Genomic DNA, 16,429 nt, shown 5'->3' with positions numbered 1-16,429 from the left:
GTTGCGATCGTCCGCAAAGACAACCGTCTAAAAATGTCATAATTTATCGGCTCCAACCGTTGTACCTGAACGTTTGGGGAAGTCGTGGTTTGGCTAGCATTGCAAGTGCTCGTCAACCGCGCATCAATCTTCCTTAGTTACTCACGATTGCAGACTTCCACTTCCTTGTCAACACAGGGACTGTAAAGTTTTGTTTCAAGTTATTCGGCAAGCAACTCCATCACTTCGTGGGGCGTAATGCCGTAAATAGCGGCTAGCAGTTTGACATTTTTCACATCACTTCCTAACTGTTTAAGCACTCCAATTGCACTACCCAATGGAATAGCTTCTGTTGTGGACTGAGTTAGTAAATCAATCGTTGTCTGAGTATTGGCTCGTTTTTTATAAGTACCTTCATTCATCTGTGTTGAATGCCCCAAACTCTTAGCTCTTGTCTCCTGAGACATCCCCGCCATTTGACCGTTGAGATTCGCTAAGTGACGTAAAGCGTGGGTTTGGGTAAAGCCTTTGTCCCATCTTCTTAAGATAGTTTGTGCGCGGTCACTGTATAGCCCACTAATCGTCTTTGGATTGTTTGACGATGTTCTAACATCAGGCAAGTTGCCTGATTTGATTTCTAAACATTCCATCAAGTCAGGATGAGTAGGAGGGAGCATGGGTATACACAACCTGTAGCCCGTCTTAGTTGTAGTATCTAGTAACGTCTTATCGCCTACTACGGCAATCATTTGTTTGTTTATCGGTTCATTCAAGGCAGGAATAATAACACCATCTTTCGTCTTAAATGGCTTGTCAATATTCTGAATCGCAAAAACTTCATGAACTCGAAAGCCATACACCAACTGCATTGAGAATACCCACATCCACCGCCTACGTGATTCCAAATGGTATCGTTTGTTGTTGGGAACATCTAAAACCACTTCGCGAAGTTTTAAAAACTCATCAACCGATAAAGTTTGAAGGTCTTCACGAAATTCTGTTTGTCTACCGTCAATCTCTTTGAGCCTGCCCAATAAGTCGGCACTGTCAATAGTCTCAGCAAGCTTTTTCATGGCGCACAAGCAATTTTTAAAGCACTTGGTTCCTTGTTTTTTACCGTTAACTGCGGACAGAATATCTGTTAGGTTTACGACCCTATCTTGTGGCAACAGCTTATAGTAGTCACCGTAAACGGCACTCCAAGTACGTTGCTGACTAATACTACTCCTGTCACGTTGTTGACGGCGTTTAGTGCGTCCATCCCAGTATTCTTTCTCTACTTTTGTTATCGCCTGACCAAACGTTATCAAATCATTTTTGATGACGTTTTTATCCAAAATAACATCATCATACCAGGCTAAAAAGCGACTCTCGCTAGAGAAGGACTGTAAACCGCTAGCAACTAGATGAGCTTTCCTCAGAGCATCAGTGATACCTTGCATGGTCAAGTAGCACCCACAAGTCTTGTTGACCCGCTTGTCACCTAACTTGAATTGCAACGTTATGTAACCACCACTCGCTTTCCTGTCTCTTTTTAGCCCTACGCCCTTGGGGCATTCTTTCTGTGCTTGTTGGAAGTAGTCTAGAATCCGCTCGTAGCCAATAAGGTAGTCTGCGGTGGTACTTGCAGTGACAGGATTAGATTTTTCGCTCATCTCTCGCTCCCTACTCTGATAGTGCTGAGTTCGACTGATGTACTCAGCCTACAGCAAGTCGCTCAGTGTTCGCTCAAATCAAAAACAGGACTTTCAGAGTGGGTGCAAAAAATGGCTAGAACGACGGAAATTCGTAATTCAAGAGCGAGGCTTTGATTCAAGTCCTGCCGTACCCGTAGATAAAACCTAATAGCATCAATGCTTTGAGCCGTTCTTTCCCGAAAAGGAGAGAGCGGCTCAAACCTTATTTGTTTCGCATTTTTTTCGCATTTTGTTTCGCACAACAAATGCGAAACACTGCCTATCTGGGTCAGGTGGTATCCCGGCATCCTTTCAGCAGACACGGGTCAACTCTCCGAACCCAATATTTCCAAGAACGTCTCCACGTCTGCCAAGTCCGCTCTGGATTTTTTACGCCGCGCTTTCAATTGGTTGAGCAAGTCAGTCGGCTCTGGGAATTCTGCGACGGTCGGAGCTGAGTTTTTATTTTCGGCGTCTGGCATCCGAAACAAATCCTTAAAAAAGCCCCACCTGCCACACTGGGCGAATCTTCATGCTTCTGACCGATCGACACTGCTACCCTTCTGGGTATAGGTTTGCTATAGCCGATGTGATATCATAAAAAGTCTATTGTGTCAATAGCCTAGCTCCTGCGATGTTCAAACAGCAACAGCAGGTTGTGGGCCGAGTAGCCCTCAGAGGTTATCCTTAGTAATCAGGCTAGTTTCCGACAGGTTTGGATATGTTCCCAACAACTCTATTTCATGTTCCCCAAAATTTAATGCTATTACTCGACCGCAGCGCGATCGACCGATTAAAGCCCCTATTGGCGCAAGCAACCGGAATGCCTATAGTTGCATCGGAAAATACGGCAACAATTGCGCTCGTATTGGTTGCTATGGGAATTCTGGGTTGGGGATTTTATCGCGCCAGACCTTTTGGCAAACTGGGAATTTTGGCTTGGTTGCAGTCTGTTGCGCTGATGAGTCCCTGGCTGCTGTTCTTTGGTTTGTTCGCCGCCGGAATTTACCTCAATCTAGTTGCGGTATTGTTGCTGCTAGTGGCATCCACGGGATTGTACATTTATCTGGGCCGGCAATTGCGTAAGGCTGCATCTGATACAGTGCTGCCGCGGCCGGATGCTGCTGAGGTAAAGTCCCAAAGCGATGCTTTCTCAGCCCCTGAGTCGCAGCGACCACCAGGCCCAGAAACGATTAAGATCGTCACCTCGTCGCCTGCGAATAATGAATCAGAAATAATTCCCGTTCCGGTGGAAGACCTCAAGGCAATTAAAGGTATCTTTGGAATTGATACTTTCTTTGCCACAGAAACGATTCCCTATCAAGATGGGGTAATTCTCAAAGGCAATCTCCGAGGAGACCCAGAACAAGTACACTCACGTTTGACGGCAAGTTTGGCAGAAAGATTAAACGATCGCTACCGTCTATTTTTAGTAGAAAATCAGGACGACAAGCCCGTAGTTATTATCTTGCCCAGCACCAACGACCCGCAGCCCACAACCGTGTCTCAAAAAATCCTAGCAGTCGTGCTCCTGCTGGCAACAATTGCTACTAGCTTAGAGACAGGCGGTTTGCTGCTAAGTTTCGATTTCTTTAACTCGCCGGCTAGATATCTAGAAGTTTTGCCAATTGCAGCCGGAATTTGGGCGGTTTTAGGGTCTGGGGAAATTGCTCGCCGAGTGCTGGCAAATCGGTACAAGGTTGGCTTGAGTTGGCCGTTTTTTATACCAACTTTGCAGATAGGTTGTTTTGGCGCGATCGACCGTTTTGAGTCGCTGCTGCCCAACCGTAAAGTTTTGTTTGACATCGCTTTTGCCGGGTCAGCGGCTGGGGGAATAGTTTCTGTGCTAATGCTGGTAACGGGTTTGCTGCTGTCTCACCCCGGCAGTTTGTTTCAAATTCCCGCAGAATTTTTCAAGGGCTCGGTTTTGGTGGGAACTTTGGCAAAAGTGGTTTTGGGTTCGGCGTTGCAGCAGCAGATTGTTGACGTTCACCCGCTGGTAGTTATCGGTTGGTTGGGCTTGGTAATAACGGCGATTAATTTGATGCCGGCGGGACAGTTGGACGGGGGTAGAATCGTGCAAGCCATCTACGGTCGGAAAATAGCCAGTCGCACTACTTTGGCGACTTTTGTGGTGCTGGCTATCGTTTCTTTAGTTAATCCTTTGGCTCTGTATTGGGCGATCGTGATTCTGATTTTACAGCGGAATCTGGAGCGACCGAGCCTCAACGAGCTGACTGAGCCTGACGACGCTCGCGCGGCTTTGGGTTTGCTAGCTTTGTTCTTGATGATTGCTGCGCTGTTGCCGTTGACTCCGGCTTTGGCTGGCCGTCTGGGAATTGGCAACTAGCAGTAGTCGGGCATCTTTGGTAATAGGCTCTTGGGTTGCGGTAAATTAGTGGAATATAGGAATTGAGCGATCGAACTGGGAACTGAAGGGCGATCGGGTTCCTAACTACTAATTTCCCATTAATACCCGCGCCCAGGGCAATTTATCTACTACCAAAAGTTGATTTTTTTATAACCCAAAATTTGTTTAAACTTGATCGATTAAGTTTAAATAACTTATCTGAGCCTATAGGATAAAGTCATGGCTAATCAACTTCCTCCTGTATTGGTAACTTTTGATGCAGATGTTTTAATGACTGGCCGAACCCAAGTTTGGCAAGAATATACGAAGGTGGGAACTTGCTATATCCCAGAAGTAGTGTACGACGAAATAGATCGTCTGACAGGGCAAGCGGTGGAAAAAGCTCAAGAGCAAGTAGCTAGAGAGTTTATGCGCTTTTTTGCCGACAGCGGTTGGATTGCAACTGACGCTCAGGAAACACACCGCGCTCTCGAACCTTCGATCAAAAATCAAAGCAAGCCAGCAATGCTGGTGGTGGCCACGGCTCAGTGCGTTTACGGTTTGGCTCAAGAACACCCGGACGCATTGGTGATTTTTGTGTCCAACAGCCAGCCTCTGCTGAAGCGGCTGGCTTCTGTAGGCGCTACGAATCTCTGCGGGATTACCGGGGCGATGCTGTTAAATTGGGCGAGGAAAGGGGAACGCCCGCCGGCGGCGACTCAGCAATTGCAAAGTTTGATGCGTACCCTCGCCGAACGCAAATCGACTCAGCGCCCTAACAGCAGAATTCAGGATGCTGCTGTGGGCCAAACGGGGGCTTCTGCTAGCAAGTTAACGGGGACGCGCGGCGCTTCTGAATTGAAGTCGTCTACCAGTTTTACTAAAACTAATAAAACGGGTTTGACTGAGAAGCGCAGTGCGAGTTCCCGGCCCAAAACGCCACGGCGCAATCGCGAGGAGTCGATAGATTACGAGCCGGCTGTATATCGCATGAAACATATTACACCTCCGAAAAAAAGGGACAGCGGTTTTCTGTCTAGTGTGTTCAATTTTTTGGGAGCCTTATTTTTCTTGACGGTAGCGGTGGGTATTTTGTGGCGAGTGTTCGATGTTAGGGGTTTTAGAAAGACTTTTGTGCCGGCTCTACCGCAGCCTGTGCAACAATTTGTTAAGTCGATCGACCCTAAATAATCTAGTTTGCTGAAAATTCTACCTTCTGATGTGGCTGATTTGCACCTTGGGAAACTGGGATAGCACGCTTGGTTAACAAATCGGTTCTCTCCCCTAAATATAGCGGTAAGCTGCTCGTGGCGCACCCTACGGTTAGAATTTCTGGCCTTAGTCCGCTGGGAATTTTCAACGGCTACTATCACAACACAAGATGAACGCTCCACTTTAGTGTTCTAAAAATTCCTCGCCATGCTGAACGGGAACCAAATAATTAGTGGATTAGCACTGGCTTTTGCGGGTTTTGCGTATGCTTTAGTATTTTTTGTTCTTCTTCCCTTCAGACAATACGATTATGCAGCACCACTTGGGGCAATAGCAATGGCGATCGCCCTTACTCTAGCAATGAATTGGCTACTATCTGCATCGTTGCTAACTGGCTGGAGTTGGGTGGCGGCATTATTTGGTTTTCAGGTAGTCCTGATGTTTTTTGGTAGCGTGTTTTTGGAAGATGGGCTGTACCTGCCAAATTTGTTGTTTTTGGGAACTATGATCGTAGGATATGGGAGCGTTTATACCAGTTTTTCACAACAAAAAACACTGGTAATTGTGGGCTTATTGACGGTATTTTTCCTAGCTTTAATGTACTTATCTTTGATTGGTGGCTATGCGATCAAAGGCAAAAATCCGTTTCAGGGTTCTTCTACCCAGATGCTGCCGCTGTTGAATCAAAGGGTAGAAATTATCACCGACAATCCCAAACAATTTTATTTGAATGGTAAAACTGGCGAACTCACGCATATTGACCGTTATGAGGTGACAGTGAAACTAGATTCTGGAGGAGACGAGAGATTGATGTGGCCCTATGTCAATGTTTGGTGGCAGGATATCAAGGCTGCTAGGGAATGAGAATTAAATAACTTCCACAATAACAATTAAAATTGTAAGTTATTTAATTCGCGATCCTAGCGAACAGAAGTCGCACTAATTTATATCGTTTTCGCTGGCCTCGGAATAATAAAATAGAGTCAACACTTAACACTCAACCATTCAGTTTTCAGACCCCTAGTCAACAGTCAACAGTCAACAGTCAACAATCATGACGAGTTCAACGGAAATTGATATCATTCATTGTTTAAAGCTGGCGCTGTTCCTTCTAAAGGTCGAATAATGGCCGGTTTATTGGTAGATTGTTGCTGAAAAAGTGCCTTGAGTGCCAATTCAAGATTTTCTGCCATGACGATGCGGTTTTCGTAAACAGCAATAACTCTGACTAAAGTTGGCAAACTATTACGCTCTGCTTCTAAGTAAAGAGGTTCCACATACAGTAAAGATTGTTCAATAGGAATTACTAATAAGTTTCCTTGAATTGCTTTTGAACCCTGGCGATTCCAGAGAGATATTTGTTCGGAAATAACAGGATCTTGGTTAATTAAAGCTTCTATTTGTTCCGGGCCATAAACTAATCGCTGTTTGGGAAACAGATACAACAGCAATTTTCCGTAATTGCCACCATCCGATCGCCCTGCAATCCAAGCAATTAAATTGTTGCGGCTTACTGGTGTAAATGGCAGCAGCAAAATAAATTCTTCTGTTGTTTCCGTTGGCAGTTTCGTAATCAAATAATACGGTGCTACGGGCTGCTGTTCGCTGCCATAAATTTCATTGGGAACTCGCCACAAATCCTCCCGATTGTAAAATACTTGCGGGTCTTCCATATGATAAGTTAGCAAGCGTTCTGATTGAATGCTCAGCAAATCTACTGGATATCTGATATGTTTGCGGAGAGCCGGAGGCATTTTGTCAAGGGGTTTGAAGAGTCCGGGAAAGATAGCCATCCAACTGTTAATAATCGGATCGGAGGGATAGGCAACATAGAAGTCAACAGATCCGTTGTAGGCATCAATTACTACTTTTACAGAGTTACGTATGTAGTTAAACTCATGATTTCCCGGATCGGAATACGGATAGCGAGGACTTGCTGTATAGGCATCGATAATCCAGTAAAGATAGTTGGGAGATTTATCATTAGCGGCGGGTGCAGGTTTAATTTTGTTGCCATTGTCCTCCCTGGCTTTTTCTATATCATCATTGCTAAGATTGGCGTTGGCTACTACTAAATACGGGTCAGAATCGTAGCGCAAAAAAGGAGCGATCGCCCGGACTCTTTTGTTAATATTTCGGCGGTACAGCAATTTAGTTTCTGGGGTAAAATTGCGGGTAAGCGCCATTTGCCAATTTTTGAGATAATTAGCAAACAGCCAGCGCCTCCATATAGAACCGATCGCAATTCCGCCCCTACCGCTGTAAGTATTGTAAACATTTTCTTCGCCGCTGGGATAGTCGAATTCTTTGACTTTTGTGGGCGTCATCACGTCTGTATCGGTGATTTCGCCGTAGTAAATTCGCGGGTAGCCGATCGGAATACTGGCCCGAATTCGATCGCTAGTGACTTCCAAAGCAGTCTCTCCTTTCTGGGCTGCCACTCCAATATCTTTGACAAAATAATCCGGTAAACCGCCGACACCGACTCTGTTTACGGGAGAAAGAGTAAAGCCGTAACCGTGAGTGTAAACTAGGTGTTCGTTCACCCAAGTTTGAGCATCTGGGGCAACTGCTGTGTAATCTAATTCCCGCGCTGCCAGAAACACTTGTTGACTTTCCGAATCTCCTTTTTGTGCTTTTTCCTTTTTGATTGTGTAGCGATCGATATCCGCATCAGGAAATGTATAATATGGTCTAATTTGCTGTAACTGTCGGGTCGTTTGCAGCAGCGGTCGCTTGTCCCACAGGCGGATGTTGCTAATAGTAAGTTGATTTTTTTCTAAGTCGGCATAAGTAAGTTTTCCGGCGGGATCGAATGTTTTTATTTCGATATTGTTGAGATCAAAGGCTTCTTTAGTAAAGGCAATACTGCGCTCAATGTACGGCTGTTCTCGTGCTAGTTCGTTGGGTTGAACTATGAGTTTCTGCACAATTTGTGGCAGCAGCCAACCTCCCACAAAAGTTAAAGTTACCCAGGCTAAAATAATTTTTTTTAGGACTTCATTTTTAATTTTGAATTGGTAAACCTGCCACAGCATCAAAAGTGCGATCGTCGCGGCCACAATACTCAAAAATCCATAGAAGGGCAGTCGCACTGTCACGTCAGCATAATTTGCGCCGTAAGTAACGTCTCCCCGCGAATACAGCAATGAGTAGCGCCCCAACCAGTAGCGGAATGCAACGGCTAGCATGGAAGCTGCACCCAACCCGTACAAGTGCCGCTGCTGGGATCGAGAAAACCCCAAAAATATCCCTTGACTCAGGCTATTTCCCGACAGCAAATATGTTAAAGCACTAGATACTAAACTGTACAAAAATACAACTGTCAGCCCGAATCCTAGCAAATCTAAGATTGGCAAAATAAATACATAAAAGCTAATATTTTGATGAAAAAGAGGGTCGGTCGTGTTAAAATTAATAGGGTGAAAATATTGCAAAACATTTGTCCAGCGACTGGCGACAATCAGCCCGATCGCCAAACTGAGAAAAAGGGCGATCGCCCGCAGCCAAAAATCAGGCTTAATTACCACAGCTAACATTGTCCCCAGCAGCAAGCCCAACTGCCACCAGCGAGAAAATAACTGCACGGCTATTTGCTGGATGGACTCAATTCCTAACTGCACCGGCGGTGCAGGTAAATTGCCAGCTATACCCAAATAGGTGAGGCTGTTTGCAGCCAACAGCCCGCAGTGAATTACTATAAAAGTTGCGATCGAACTCAATCCGAATACCGCCAACAGCAGCCAGGAAAAGGTTATTTGGGATTTAGCAACAGGTAATTCGTAATTCTTCTCGGTATTCTTCCCCGCGTTGTTCGCCCTCAGTGAAGCGAATAGCTCCCCCACAACCGGCGATTTCATTTCCTCTGCGGGATGTTGCAGGCGGCGGGCTAAAGCCAAATTTCCCAGCAAAAAGACAGAAGAAACAGCAATTGCGATCGTCCCCAGCAACCCTTGAGTTTTCAGCTTTAACAGAAAAACCTGAAGATATCCAACTTCCTGAAACCAGAGAATTTCTGCAGCCATGCGGGAGGCAAATTCAAGAACCAGCCACAGCCCTACAATCCCTAAAATTAATTGATAAATTCGCCTATTAGTCATTACTTATTAGTCATTAGTTATTGGTTGAATGATACAGCATATTCCAGGTTGATGAAGTACAGTAGCCGCTATATTTATGTTGTGTAATTTTAATATGTAGGGTGCGGATCTGCGACCTTTTAAATAGAACTTGCAGATTAACTGGTGGCGACGCACCTTACTTACTACAATATAGTGTGTACTACATATACATGGAATATGCTGTAACTTATATCATGTTCGAGCAATTTACCTTCCCGAATGATACTTTTGCCGCCAGGGTTGGAGGCATTTTTATTCATGGTAATTGACCGGGCATAATATGACTCCTGCTTTCGGGTCAACTGACTAATGACTAATGACTAATGACCAATGACAAACTAGCTGTACTGCTGATTGACATCCACATCCAAATTAAACAGTGTTTGCAAAGTTTGCATCGCTTGCCGCCGCGCCTCAATATCCTGCTGAGCGCGTAACTGTACCATCGGATCGTGCAAAATCTTATTCACAATCCCCCTTGTTAAAGATTCAATCACATCTTGATGTTTCTCCGAAAATTCCGAACCAAGACGCGATAAAGCTTTTTCTAACTCTTGTTCCCGAATCAATTCTATCTTATCCCGCAAACAGCTAATAGTAGGAACGGTTTCCAGACTGCGCCACCAGAGATCAAAAGCCTCTACTTCCTGTTCCAGCAAGCCCTGAGCTTCCATTGCCATTTTGCGACGGGTTTCGTGATTTTGAGCTACCACTGCTTTCAAGTCGTCCACATTAAACGATCGCACATTAGTGAGTTCGTTTGCATCCGAGTCAATGTTGCGCGGCACAGAAATATCCACCAACATCAAAGGGCGATTCGGATCTAAAACCGCTTCCAATTTAGCTTTATTTAACAGTGGATCGGTAGCTGCCGTACTGGTAAAAACCAAGTCAGAACTAGCAATTACCTGCATCATTTCCGATAGCTGATACAGGTGCAGTTGAGCATCTTTAAACTGACCGGCCAACTCCAGGGCGCCCCGCACAGAGCGGTTAACGATCGAAATATGGCTAGCTCCTTTGGAGAGCAAATGCTGCACCAAAAGCCGCGACATTTTGCCAGCACCGATAATGGCAATTTTGCTGCTTGCTAAATGCTGACCCTTCATTTGAGCCAATTCTGCCGCCGCCGAACTAATCGAAACTGCACCAGTACCGATGCTAGTTTCCGTGCGAACTCGTTTCCCTGCTGTGAGAGCTTGCTTGAACAAGCGCTCTAAAATTCTGCCTACACCTTTGTACTGCTGGGCGAGTTTGTGAGTTTGTTTCACCTGAGCCAAAATTTGTCCTTCTCCGAGCACCAAACTGTCGAGGCCAGAAGCCACTCGCATCAAGTGCATCACCGCATCTTCGTGCAGCAAAATAAACAGGTGAGGGCGCAAAGACTGCAAAGGAACTTTACTGAATTCGGAAAGGAACTGAATAACCTCTCGCACACCAGGTTCCGACTCGCGGGTAACAATATAAATCTCTAAGCGGTTGCAAGTGCTGAGGATGGCAACCTCTTGAACGTGCGGGTAGCCGCGCAATTGGGCGATCGCGGCTTCAACTTTCTGTTCTGGAATGCTCAGTTTTTCGCGAACTTCTACCGGCGCTGTTTTGTGGCTGAGACCTACGACTGCAATATTCATATCTGTGATTTGTCACTATTTCTTTCTTAGTTGTTAACAGTCACCTGTTATTAGTTCTTAGTTTATCGCTAATTGCTAATCACTGGTGACTGTTCACCGTTAACTGTTAATTGTTAACATTTAACTGTTAACCACTAACTAATCACTAATTCAATTGCAGAGATTTCGGCTGGTCAAACATATGGATTGTATCCACAAATCGAGCCGTTTTCGACTGAGAAGAAATTACCAAACTTTCAGTGCGAGCGCCGCCGCCAAAGAAGCGAACTCCATTCATCAGCGTTCCGGGAGTAATCCCGCAAGCTGCAAACAGAACTGTTTCTCCAGATGCCAGCTCTTCAGCATTGTAAATCTTGTCTGGGTCTGTGATGCCCATCTCTTTCAGGCGGGCGATATTGCTCTCTTTGCTTTCACCGATCAAACCAGTTTTTACAACAGCCGGATCGTAAATTAACTGCCCTTGGAAGTGACCGCCCAAGCAGCGCATTGCCGCTGCAGAAATCACGCCTTCGGGTGCTGCGCCAATACCCATAAGTGCGTGGATGTTGGAACCAGAAAACGCGCAAGAAATCGCTGCCGAAACGTCGCCGTCGCTGATCAGCCGAACTCTTGCACCCGCTTGCCGAATTTCATTAATTAAATCTTTGTGTCGGGGGCGATCCATGACCACCACCACCAAATCTTCAATACTGCGGCTGAGACAATCAGAGATAATTTTGAGGTTTTGAGTGGGCGTTTTGCGAATATCTACATGATTCTTAGCAGCCGCAGGAGCAGCCAATTTGTTCATGTAGAAATCCGGTGCCGCAAACAAACCACCTTTTTCAGAGATTGCCAAAACTGCCATCGAACCGTTTTGACCGTAAGCAACCAGGTTAGTACCTTCGCAGGGGTCAACAGCGATGTCAATTTCGATCAATTCATCTATGTTGCAGACATCTTTGGCATCTTCGCGGGTACAAATACCTACTTGTTCACCGATGTAAAGCATGGGTGCGTCATCGCGCTCGCCTTCGCCGATCACGATGCGGCCGCGCATATGAATTTTGTTCATGCGCTCCCGCATGGCTTCTACAGCCACTCTGTCGGCTTCATCTTTTTCGCCTTTGCCCATCAAGCGAGCGGAAGCGATGGCTGCCTGCTCAACTACTTCGATAATCTCTAAACCGATTACATTGTCCACGAACTAGATCCTCCCAACTGCTGATGCGTGCCTTGTGCTCTTTTGCACTCCCAGCCATCAAGTTTATCAGAGGCGGGGATCTGTGCGAGCGCAAGCAGTTGCTTAGTTTGTGTTAACTTTTGCTTCTTTGAGACTGGGGCTGGAAAATCTGAGTCCAACAAGCTCAAAGATCCGACCAAGAGGGCCGGCACGGGGAGTAGGGGTAGCACGGCCCCTACAAGAGAATGAAACAGCCCTGCCGTCTGAACGCTAAATCGCGGACTCCAGAGGTTCCGGGGCTGCGACGGGCTGTTTCAGGCAAGTTGTCATTCCGAGTGCCGTTAAAGGTTTTATGATTAGTTTGCGATGCACGATTTCTCAGAAACCCGGTTGCTAACCCGGAATTTATCGTTACTAAACCCAAAATTTTGGTAGAAACCGGGTTTGTGAGGGTAAGTCCTAATGACGATCGCAAATCAAATGGACAGCCCCAAATCGCGACGCAGTAGACTTTATGAGCCGTAAGCAAAAAACAATGATGATGAAAGCCCAAGATATTATGACCACAGATGTTGTTACCATTCGCGGTTCAGCAACGGTAGCTGAAGCGGTGGCGATGATGAACGATTTGTGTTTGCGCGCGTTGATTGTGGAACGTCGCCACGAACAAGATGCCTATGGCATTGTGACAGAAACGGATATTGTCTATAAAGTAGCAGCCTACGGAGTAGACCCGAAAAAAGTCCGCGTCTTCGAGATTATGACCAAACCTTGCATTACGGTCAATCCTGACTTGGGGGTGGAATATGTGGCTAGGTTGTTCGCGAATACCCGCATCCGCCGGGCGCCGGTGATTAAGGACGAGCTAGTGGGCATTATTTCGGTCACGGATATATTGACAAAAAGCGATTTTCTTGAGAAGCCGAAGAGTGTTTTATTTGACGAAGAAATCGAACAGGCGATCGCGGATGCCAGAAGTATCTGTGCCGAAAAAGGCGCTACCTCTAGAGAGTGCGCGGTAGCCTGGGATATTGTAGAAGAAATGCAGGCTGAGGCTTCTCACCAGCGATCGATGAAGCTGGAAAAAACGGCTTTTGACCAGTATTGCGAGGAAAATCCAGAGGCTGCTGAAGCGCGGATATACGACAGTTAATCTAGTTATTAGTCATTAACTATTAGTTATTAGTTATCAACTCTTATTTATGGATTGATAACTAATAACTAACAATCGGAAATAGCTTTTTTTCGGCTCGCCTCACGAAAGATAAAAATCTTAAGTGTTTGGCCCTGTCATCAGAAATTTGGGTTTGAAACCCCGTCCTTCGTTTGACGGCTTTACAAAGATTTTACATTGAGTCTAGCACAATATCACAATCGAAGTGTTAGACTGTGAGCATGACGCTCAAAGCCTTCAGCTATCGATTCTACCCAACTCCGGAACAAGAGAGTTTGTTGCGACGGACAATGGGTTGCGCTCGTTTAGTATACAACCGTGCCTTAGCCGTAAGAACCGAGGCATGGTACAAAGACCAAAAACGGGTAGGGTATGCTGAAACCTCTTCAATGCTAACCGAATGGAAGAAAACAGAAGAGTTAGATTTTCTGTCGGAAGTTAGCTGCGTACCGTTACAGCAATGCTTGCGACATTTACAAACGGCTTACACCAATTTTTTTGATGGGCGGGCGAAATATCCCAACTTCAAGAAAAAACGCAATGGTGGTAGCGCAGAGTTTACCAAATCTGCTTTCAAGTTTAAGGATGGACAAGTTTACTTAGCAAAGTGTGCCGACCCGTTGCCAATTCGTTGGAGCCGGATGCTACCTGTCGGTTGCCGACCATCAACCATTACGGTGAAGCTTTCACCCTCTGGTAGGTGGTCAGTTTCCCTGTTGGTGAATGTTGAAATTGAAGCATTACCTCAGTCAGGCAGTCAAGTTGGTATTGACTTGGGCATTACAAGTTTACTCGCTCTTAGCACTGGTGAAAAGATTGCCAATCCCAAAGGATTCAAGGCAAAATATCGCAAACTTAGAAGAGCGCAGAAAGCTTTAAGCCGGAAACAGAAAGGGTCAAACAACCGTTACAAAGCACGACTCAAAGTAGCGAAAGTACATCAAGAAATTGCTGATGCAAGAAAAGATAACCTTCACAAGTTAACAACGCGGTTGGTGCGCGAAAACCAAACCATCGCCGTCGAGAATTTGGCTGTGAAGAACATGATTAAAAATCCCAACCTTGCCCTGGCCATAAGTGATGCAAGTTGGGGCGAATTGGTCAGGCAACTTGAATACAAGTGTAAGTGGTACGGTCGTACTTTAATTAAGATTGACCGATGGTTTCCGAGTTCAAAACGGTGTGGCAATTGCGGACACATCGTTGACAAGATGCCGTTGAATATCCGGGAATGGGATTGTCCTAATTGCGGGACACACCATGACCGAGACATCAACGCGGCAAAGAATATTTTGGCGGCAGGGCTTGCCGTGGCAGTCTGTGGAGCGACTGTAAGACCCGAACAGAGTAAATCTGTTAAGGCAGGTGCGAAACCCCGTAAGGGACAGAAGCAGAAACCTAAATCTTGAGGTTTGGGAATCCTCGCCGTTCTACGGCGGGGTGGATGTCAAACAAAACACGTTCAGCTTATTCCCATCAAGATCGCGAAAATATCCCGCATAAAACCCCGGTAACGCGCCTCTTGGTCCTGCTGGCCCTTCATCCTTAGCCCCAAGTTCGATCGCTTTGTTATAAACTAAGTTAACTTTTTCTGGACTGTCAACCTGAAGAGCTATCATGACTCCATTGCCAACAGTTGCTGTGTTACCATCATAGGGTTTTATAATAGCAAGTGCTGGTTCCTCTGGAGAAACGCTCCATGCGATAAATCCGTCGAATTCCATGAATCGTCGAGCGCCAATTTCAGCCAGCAAAGCATCATAAAACTTGGCTGCCGTTTCAATATCGTTGGTACCGAGTGTAACATATCCGATCATATTTTTTGTCTTCTAACTGATGTTAAGATTTAAAAAATGTTTGAGCAAATAACAACTGAGTTAAACTGATCTTTAGAAAACCCAAGCTACAACTCAAACATCATTTTACATCATAACTCAAACTATCTCGGTTTTGTCGGCTGCAATGATTTATTGTCGATCGCTAATACATTCGGGACTGTCTCTAGTTGGACTATTGACGATCGCACTTACGGCCTTTGCTTTCATCGCTTCGGAAGCATAGGGCTTTAACAAGGGCAAAACTTCCCGAGCATTTTTAACAGCAGGATCGAGCCACTGTTCCCAATCGCTGTCGGGGAGAATCACGGGCATTCGATCGTGCAGCGGCTGCACTGTTTCGTTAGCAGCGGTAGTAATTATAGTGCAAGATACAATGTTTTCTGTTTCAGGAGATTCCCAATTTTCCCACAAACCGGCAAAAGCAAAAGGTTCGCCGTCTGCCTTTTGAAAATAGTAAGGCTGTTTGTTCTTTCCCTGCTGTTGCCATTCGTAGAAACCGTCAGCCACTATCAAACATCGCCTGTGCTTAATGGCGCTGCGAAAAGCAGGTTTTTCGGCTACAGTTTCCGATCGCGCATTAATCATGCGACTGCCTATTTTCATGTCTTTTGCCCAACTTGGAATCAGACCCCAGCGCATAAATTGAAAATGTCGCTGCATTTTTTCTGGTTCAACTGTGACTGTGGCAACTGATTGAGTTGGGGCGATATTGTATCGCGGTTTGATGTCTGGAACTCCCGACAGTTTGAATAATTCGGCGATGATTTGACCTGAAGTAGTTAAAGTGAATCTTCCGCACATAATTTTATAGTTGTATTAACGCGGTTTTTACCGATTCCGGCAGTTCGACAGTCGGGTAATCCGGCAGTCCGGCATGGGTTGAAACCCCTGCCTCAAAGCTAAAGTCGGTTAAAACCGACTGGAAATATGAGCTCAATATCTATCTATTTTAGTCCTCTTTTAGAGGACTTTAACTATGAGACAGGGGTTAAAAACCCCTGTCGGATTGTCGGACTAAACCGGGCGGGCGAGACGCCCACCCCACAAGAAAATTCATTCTTTGTGGAACAGGCATCTTGCCTGTTCTTGCGGGACACCCCACAAGAAAATTCATTCTTTGTGGAACAGGCATCTTGCCTGTTCTTGCGGGATACCCCACAAGAAAATTCATTCTTTGTGAAACAGGCATCCTGCCTGTTCTTGCGGGATACCCCACAAGAAAATTCATTCTTTGTGGAACAGGCATCTTGCCTGTTCTTGCGGGACACCCCACAAGAAAATTCATT

General features: G+C 45.7%; 13 protein-coding genes. 6 read left to right on the top strand and 7 right to left on the bottom strand.

The window, feature by feature from the left end; translation table 11 throughout:
- Positions 1-200 precede the first annotated feature (200 nt).
- Together QT984_RS01360 and QT984_RS01355 are read right to left on the bottom strand one after the other, a co-directional pair.
- The gene (locus tag QT984_RS01360) at positions 201-1,634 is read right to left on the bottom strand and encodes a hypothetical protein (protein WP_333339578.1); all 1,434 of its coding nucleotides are present in this window, start codon (positions 1,632-1,634) and stop codon (positions 201-203) included.
- A 347-nt stretch (positions 1,635-1,981) separates the two neighbouring features.
- Positions 1,982-2,137 (bottom strand): hypothetical protein, encoded by a 156-nt coding sequence (locus tag QT984_RS01355; RefSeq protein WP_333055840.1) that lies wholly within the window; start codon positions 2,135-2,137, stop codon positions 1,982-1,984.
- Between the two features lie 239 nt (positions 2,138-2,376).
- Between QT984_RS01355 and QT984_RS01350 the strand changes: the two genes are divergently transcribed.
- From QT984_RS01350 to QT984_RS01340, 3 genes are all read left to right on the top strand, one after another.
- The gene (locus QT984_RS01350; RefSeq protein ID WP_333210806.1) at positions 2,377-4,005 is read left to right on the top strand and encodes a site-2 protease family protein; all 1,629 of its coding nucleotides are present in this window, start codon (positions 2,377-2,379) and stop codon (positions 4,003-4,005) included.
- 240 nt (positions 4,006-4,245) lie between these two features.
- Positions 4,246-5,196 carry a PIN domain-containing protein gene (locus QT984_RS01345; protein WP_333210804.1) on the top strand — a complete coding sequence of 317 codons (951 nt, stop codon included), beginning with the start codon at positions 4,246-4,248 and terminating at the stop codon, positions 5,194-5,196.
- A gap of 228 nt (positions 5,197-5,424) precedes the next feature.
- Positions 5,425-6,081: a hypothetical protein gene (locus tag QT984_RS01340; RefSeq protein ID WP_333055835.1), complete on the top strand. Its 657-nt coding sequence runs from the start codon at positions 5,425-5,427 to the stop codon at positions 6,079-6,081.
- Between the two features lie 215 nt (positions 6,082-6,296).
- Here the strand turns inward: QT984_RS01340 and QT984_RS01335 are convergent, their stop codons facing one another.
- The 3 genes from QT984_RS01335 to glpX all read right to left on the bottom strand — a co-directional run bounded on the left by QT984_RS01335 (position 6,297) and on the right by glpX (position 12,152).
- The gene (locus QT984_RS01335; RefSeq protein WP_333210802.1) at positions 6,297-9,317 is read right to left on the bottom strand and encodes a UPF0182 family protein; all 3,021 of its coding nucleotides are present in this window, start codon (positions 9,315-9,317) and stop codon (positions 6,297-6,299) included.
- Positions 9,318-9,676: 359 nt separating this feature from the next.
- Entirely contained in the window at positions 9,677-10,969 is a 1,293-nt protein-coding gene (locus QT984_RS01330) for a glutamyl-tRNA reductase (RefSeq protein ID WP_333055833.1), read from the bottom strand.
- Between the two features lie 145 nt (positions 10,970-11,114).
- On the bottom strand, positions 11,115-12,152 hold the full coding sequence (gene glpX, locus QT984_RS01325; protein ID WP_333055832.1) for a class II fructose-bisphosphatase: 1,038 nt from the start codon (positions 12,150-12,152) through the stop codon (positions 11,115-11,117).
- 514 nt (positions 12,153-12,666) lie between these two features.
- Here glpX and QT984_RS01320 point away from each other — a divergent pair.
- Together QT984_RS01320 and QT984_RS01315 are read left to right on the top strand one after the other, a co-directional pair.
- The gene (locus QT984_RS01320) at positions 12,667-13,284 is read left to right on the top strand and encodes a CP12 domain-containing protein (RefSeq protein ID WP_333055870.1); all 618 of its coding nucleotides are present in this window, start codon (positions 12,667-12,669) and stop codon (positions 13,282-13,284) included.
- A gap of 242 nt (positions 13,285-13,526) precedes the next feature.
- Complete coding sequence (locus QT984_RS01315) at positions 13,527-14,714, top strand: RNA-guided endonuclease TnpB family protein (protein WP_333055831.1); 1,188 nt, start codon at positions 13,527-13,529, stop codon at positions 14,712-14,714.
- Positions 14,715-14,735: 21 nt separating this feature from the next.
- On the opposite strand, the gene QT984_RS01310 is transcribed toward QT984_RS01315, so the two are convergent.
- On the bottom strand, positions 14,736-15,122 hold the full coding sequence (locus QT984_RS01310; protein ID WP_333055830.1) for a VOC family protein: 387 nt from the start codon (positions 15,120-15,122) through the stop codon (positions 14,736-14,738).
- Positions 15,123-15,272: 150 nt separating this feature from the next.
- On the bottom strand, positions 15,273-15,944 hold the full coding sequence (locus QT984_RS01305; protein ID WP_333210799.1) for an SOS response-associated peptidase: 672 nt from the start codon (positions 15,942-15,944) through the stop codon (positions 15,273-15,275).
- A gap of 126 nt (positions 15,945-16,070) precedes the next feature.
- On the opposite strand from QT984_RS01305, the gene QT984_RS01300 reads away from it, so the two are divergent.
- The coding region (locus tag QT984_RS01300; RefSeq protein ID WP_333372887.1) for a hypothetical protein at positions 16,071-16,429 on the top strand (359 nt) is incomplete at its 3' end.

Origin of the sequence: Microcoleus sp. Z1_B2, assembly GCF_036700325.1 — a bacterium.
Taxonomy (GTDB): domain Bacteria; phylum Cyanobacteriota; class Cyanobacteriia; order Cyanobacteriales; family Microcoleaceae; genus Microcoleus.
This window is presented reverse-complemented; position numbering and strand designations above follow the sequence as displayed.

Bases quoted from the DNA above. Each gene is read 5' to 3' on its own strand.
- QT984_RS01360 (WP_333339578.1), bottom strand. From the start codon at position 1,634: ATGAGCGAAAAATCTAATCCTGTCACTGCAAGTACCACCGCAGACTAC.
- QT984_RS01355 (WP_333055840.1), bottom strand. From the start codon at position 2,137: ATGCCAGACGCCGAAAATAAAAACTCAGCTCCGACCGTCGCAGAATTC.
- QT984_RS01350 (WP_333210806.1), top strand. From the start codon at position 2,377: ATGTTCCCAACAACTCTATTTCATGTTCCCCAAAATTTAATGCTATTA.
- QT984_RS01345 (WP_333210804.1), top strand. From the start codon at position 4,246: ATGGCTAATCAACTTCCTCCTGTATTGGTAACTTTTGATGCAGATGTT.
- QT984_RS01340 (WP_333055835.1), top strand. From the start codon at position 5,425: ATGCTGAACGGGAACCAAATAATTAGTGGATTAGCACTGGCTTTTGCG.
- QT984_RS01335 (WP_333210802.1), bottom strand. From the start codon at position 9,317: ATGACTAATAGGCGAATTTATCAATTAATTTTAGGGATTGTAGGGCTG.
- QT984_RS01330 (WP_333055833.1), bottom strand. From the start codon at position 10,969: ATGAATATTGCAGTCGTAGGTCTCAGCCACAAAACAGCGCCGGTAGAA.
- QT984_RS01320 (WP_333055870.1), top strand. From the start codon at position 12,667: ATGATGATGAAAGCCCAAGATATTATGACCACAGATGTTGTTACCATT.
- QT984_RS01315 (WP_333055831.1), top strand. From the start codon at position 13,527: ATGACGCTCAAAGCCTTCAGCTATCGATTCTACCCAACTCCGGAACAA.
- QT984_RS01310 (WP_333055830.1), bottom strand. From the start codon at position 15,122: ATGATCGGATATGTTACACTCGGTACCAACGATATTGAAACGGCAGCC.
- QT984_RS01305 (WP_333210799.1), bottom strand. From the start codon at position 15,944: ATGTGCGGAAGATTCACTTTAACTACTTCAGGTCAAATCATCGCCGAA.